Annotated in this window: 5 protein-coding genes; all 5 read right to left on the bottom strand. The window is 64.6% G+C overall.

The window, feature by feature from the left end; translation table 11 throughout:
- Window positions 1–61: 61 nt before the first annotated feature.
- Window positions 62–526: a Fe-S cluster assembly sulfur transfer protein SufU gene (sufU, locus tag AC2VOG_RS12545; protein ID WP_486940223.1), complete on the bottom strand. Its 465-nt coding sequence runs from the start codon at window positions 524–526 to the stop codon at window positions 62–64.
- Window positions 527–532: 6 nt separating this feature from the next.
- Entirely contained in the window at window positions 533–1,807 is a 1,275-nt protein-coding gene (locus tag AC2VOG_RS12550) for a cysteine desulfurase (RefSeq protein ID WP_486940224.1), read from the bottom strand.
- 1 nt (window position 1,808) lies between these two features.
- Window positions 1,809–2,612 carry a Fe-S cluster assembly ATPase SufC gene (gene sufC / locus AC2VOG_RS12555; RefSeq protein ID WP_486940225.1) on the bottom strand — a complete coding sequence of 268 codons (804 nt, stop codon included), beginning with the start codon at window positions 2,610–2,612 and terminating at the stop codon, window positions 1,809–1,811.
- Window positions 2,609–3,799: a Fe-S cluster assembly protein SufD gene (gene sufD, locus AC2VOG_RS12560; protein ID WP_486940226.1), complete on the bottom strand. Its 1,191-nt coding sequence runs from the start codon at window positions 3,797–3,799 to the stop codon at window positions 2,609–2,611. Before sufD ends, sufC begins: the two co-directional genes overlap by 4 nt.
- Window positions 3,799–4,353, bottom strand: a 555-nt coding sequence (locus tag AC2VOG_RS12565; protein ID WP_486940227.1) for a SufD family Fe-S cluster assembly protein, incomplete at its 5' end; no start/stop codon positions are given. The genes AC2VOG_RS12565 and sufD, both read right to left, overlap by 1 nt.

The raw sequence follows: 4,353 nt of genomic DNA on the forward strand, positions 1-4,353 counted from the left end.
CACGACGTCGCGCATGGCCTCCTCGATGTCACCCAGCAACTCGTTGTCCGGAGCTGCAATGTCACTCATCTGTTGACTCCTCCACCTCGTGACACGCCTGGGCCAGGGCGTCTTTAAACGCCATCCAGCCCAGCAGCGCGCACTTCACCCGAGCCGGATATTTCGCGACGCCGGCAAAGGCTACCCCGTCGCCCAGCACGTCCTCGTCGCCTTCGATGTTTCCGCGTGACGACACCATCTCGTTGAACGCAGTAACGGTTTTCAACGCCTGTCCGACGCTTTGCCCGATCACCTGCTCGGTAAGCACCGATGTGGCCGCCTGGCTGATCGAGCAACCGTGCCCGTCGTATGAGACGTCGGCGACCGTCTCGCCGTCTTCCGACAGCGCCACCCGCAGCGTGATCTCGTCGCCGCAGGTCGGGTTTTTGTGATACACCTCCGCGCCGAACGGCTCGCGAAGGCCGCGGTGCTGCGGGTGCTTGTAGTGGTCGAGGATTACTTCCTGATACATCTGCTCAAGACGCATCGCCGATCACGCCCTGCCGAAGAAGTCGATGGCACGACGCACCCCGGCGACCAGCCGCTCGACCTCGTCCATGGTGTTGTAGATCGCGAATGATGCGCGCGCGGTCGCCGCCACATCGAATCGGCGGTGCAGCGGCATCGCGCAGTGGTGTCCGACGCGAACCGCGACACCGTCGTCGTCGAGTACCTGGCCGACATCGTGCGCGTGCACCCCATCGACCACGAAAGAAACTGGCGATCCACGGTTTTCCAGCGTCGTCGGGCCGATGATCCGCACCCCGTCGATCGCGGATAGTCCGTCGATCGCGGCGGCGACGAGCTCGAGCTCGTGAGCTTCGACGGTCGCCATGCCGATGTCGCTGAGGTAGCGCGCAGCGGCACCCAGTCCGACGACCTGGGACGTCATCGGCGTTCCCGCCTCGAAGCGTTGCGGCGGTGCAGCGTATGTGACGGCGTCCATGCTGACCGTCTCGATCATCGAACCGCCGGTGATGAACGGAGGCAACGCGTTGAGCAATTCGGCGCGGCCGTAGAGAACGCCGATTCCGTTGGGGCCCAGCATCTTGTGCCCGGAGAATGCGGCGAAATCGACGCCGAGCGCCTGGAAGTCAACGGGCTGGTGCGGCACCGACTGGCAGGCATCCAGCACGGTCAGCGCACCGACGTTCTTGGCCCGCTCGACCAACTCGGCCACCGGCGCGACCGCGCCGGTCACATTCGAGTGATGGCTGAACGCAACGACTTTGACGTCACCATCAAGCCGCAGTGAATCCAGGTCGATGCGTCCTGCGTCGGGTCCGTCGGGCACAACCGAGTACCAGCGCAGCGTGGCGCCGGTCCGCCGGGCCAACTCCTGCCACGGAACGAGATTGGCGTGATGCTCGAGCTCGGTGGTGACGATGACGTCGCCGGATCCGAGGACTCGATCGAAACGGCTGTCCCCCAGTACATATGAGACCAGGTTGAGCGATTCGGTGGCGTTCTTGGTGAACACCAGCTCGTCGGGATCGGCTCCGACGAACGCAGCGATGTCGGCGCGGCCCTGCTCGTAGGCGTCGGTGGCCTCTTCCATCAGCTGATGCGCACCGCGGTGCACCGCGCCGTTGGAGGTAAGCAGGAATTCCCGTTCGGCGTCGAGCACCTGTAGCGGGCGCTGCGATGTCGCCCCGGAATCCAAATACGCCAGCTGATTTCCACCACGCATGACGCGACTCAAGATCGGAAAGTCGGCCCTGATCGCCGCGACGTCAAACGTCGCGGGGCGGGTGGCCGAGACCGTCATCTCACGCTCCCGAAGTGGCCGTCTGGCTGGTGAAGCGGACGTAGCCGCTTTCTTCGAGTTCGTCGGCCAGCTCAGGGCCACCGGATTCGATGATCCGGCCGCCGACGAAGACGTGCACGAACTGCGGGTGGATGTAGCGCAGGATTCGGGTGTAGTGCGTGATCAGCAGAATGCCGGCCCGCACCGGCTGGCCGGTGCCATCGTCCCAGCCGGCTTCGGCGTACCGGTTGACGCCCTCGCTGACGACCCGCAGCGCGTCGACGTCCAGACCGGAGTCGGTCTCGTCGAGGATGGCGATCTTGGGCCTCAGCAGGCCCAGTTGCAGGATCTCGTGCCGCTTCTTCTCACCGCCGGAGAATCCCTCGTTGACGCTGCGCTCGCCGAAGGCCTGGTCGATGTCCAAGTCCGCCATGGCGGACTTGACTTCTTTGACCCAGTGCCGCAGCTTGGGCGCCTCGCCGCGGACCGCGGTAACAGCCGAGCGCAGGAAGTTCGACGTCGACACACCGGGCACCTCGACCGGGTACTGCATGGCCAAGAACAGACCGGCGCGAGCACGTTCGTCGACGCTCATGGCCAGGACATCTTGCCCGTCGAGCGTGATGGAACCGGACGTGACGCGGTATTTCGGGTGTCCGGCGATCGCATAGGACAACGTCGACTTGCCAGATCCATTGGGGCCCATCACCGCGTGCGTTTCGCCGGAGCGAATCGTCAGGTCGACCCCGTTGAGGATGCCGATCTCGTGGCCGTCGGCGGCGTTCTCGACACTGACGTGGAGGTCTTTGATTTCCAGAGTTGTCATGAGGCGGTACTTCTCGATTCCGTGATGGCCAGTTCGTGCTCGATGGCTGTGGTCAGGCGTTCGCGTATCTCGGGGATCGCGATCTTGGCGATGATCTCGTTGAAGAATCCGCGAATCACCAGGCGGCGGGCCTGTTCTTCCGGGATGCCGCGGGCACGTAGATAAAACAGCTGCTCATCGTCGAATCTGCCGGTGGCACTGGCATGCCCGGCGCCGACGATCTCCCCGGTCTCGATCTCGAGGTTGGGCACTGAGTCGGCGCGGGCGCCGTCGGTCAACACCAGGTTGCGGTTCACCTCGAAGGTGTCGGTTCCGGTGGCTTCGGCGCGGATCAGCACGTCGCCGATCCATACCGTGTGTGCGTCCGGGCGCTTCGAGTCCGGATCCCCTTGCAGCGCACCCTTGTACAGCACATCGGACTTGCAGTTCGGTTGGGCGTGGTCGATCAGCAGCCGCGATTCGAGGTGCTGACCGTCGTCGGCGAAGTAAAGGCCCAGCAGCTCGGCGTCACCACCGGGTGCTCCGAATCTCACCGTGCCGGTCATCCGCATCACATCGCCGCCGAGGGTGACTGCAACGTGGCGCAGCACCGCGTCTTTGCCCAGCCGGGCGTGATGGGCGCTGACATGCACCGCATCAGCAGCCCAGTCGGCGATCCACACCACGGTGAGCCGGGCCGCGTCACCGACGACGAACTCGACGTTGTCGGCGTAGGTTCCGCTGCCGCGGTGATCGATGACGACCACCGCTTCGCCGAGCTCGTCGACGCGCACCTGCAGGTGTCCATAGGCCACCGCGCCCGCACCGGGCCCTTCGATCGCCACCTCGATCGGCCCGGCGACCTGGGTATCTCGAGCGACGGTCACTACAGTCGCGGCATTGAACGATGAAAACGCCTGTGCAGCAACACGATCGGTGGGGGCACCGGCCTGTCCGAGGCGCTCGTCACCCCGACGCACATTCTCCACCCGCACAGCGGGCTGCTCGCTGACGGTGATCTTCGCAGCCGCGGTGGCATGCGCCGAACCGTCGTGCAATCCGTGCAGCCGCTTCAGCGGGGTGAACCGCCACATCTCGTCGCGACCGCCGGGAACCTCGAAGGCGTTGACGTCGAATGAGGAGAACAGCTCGCCCTTGTTGGCAGCGGCGAGGGTCGAACCCTCGACCGCTTCAGTCAATCCCGTCACTAGCCGACCGAACCTTCCATCTGCAGCTCGATCAGCCGGTTGAGTTCCAGGGCGTATTCCATCGGCAATTCCTTGGCAATCGGCTCGACGAAGCCGCGCACCACCATCGCCATCGCCTCGTCCTCGGTCAGCCCGCGACTCATCAGATAGAACAACTGGTTGTCGCTGACCTTGGACACGGTCGCTTCGTGGCCCATCGTGACGTCGTCCTCGCGGATGTCGACGTAGGGGTAGGTGTCGCTGCGGCTGATCGTATCCACCAGCAGCGCATCACATTTCACGCTGGACCGTGATCCATACGCACCCTTGTTCACCTGGACCAGCCCACGGTAGGAGGCACGACCACCGCCGCGCGCCACCGACTTGGACACGATGTTGCTCGACGTGTTAGGCGCCAGGTGCAGCATCTTGGCACCGGTGTCCTGGTGCTGGCCCTCGCCGGCGAACGCCACCGAGAGCACCTCGCCCTTGGCGTACTCGCCGGTCATCCAGACCGCCGGATACTTCATCGTGACCTTGGACCCGATGTTGCCGTCCACCCACTCCATGGTGGC

This window comes from Mycobacterium sp. TH-M11, assembly GCF_057473725.1.

What these genes read in the sequence shown, in the direction of transcription:
- sufU (WP_486940223.1), bottom strand. Translation starts at nt 526, where the DNA reads ATGCGTCTTGAGCAGATGTATCAGGAAGTAATCCTCGACCACTACAAG.
- AC2VOG_RS12550 (WP_486940224.1), bottom strand. Translation starts at nt 1,807, where the DNA reads ATGACGGTCTCGGCCACCCGCCCCGCGACGTTTGACGTCGCGGCGATC.
- sufC (WP_486940225.1), bottom strand. Translation starts at nt 2,612, where the DNA reads ATGACAACTCTGGAAATCAAAGACCTCCACGTCAGTGTCGAGAACGCC.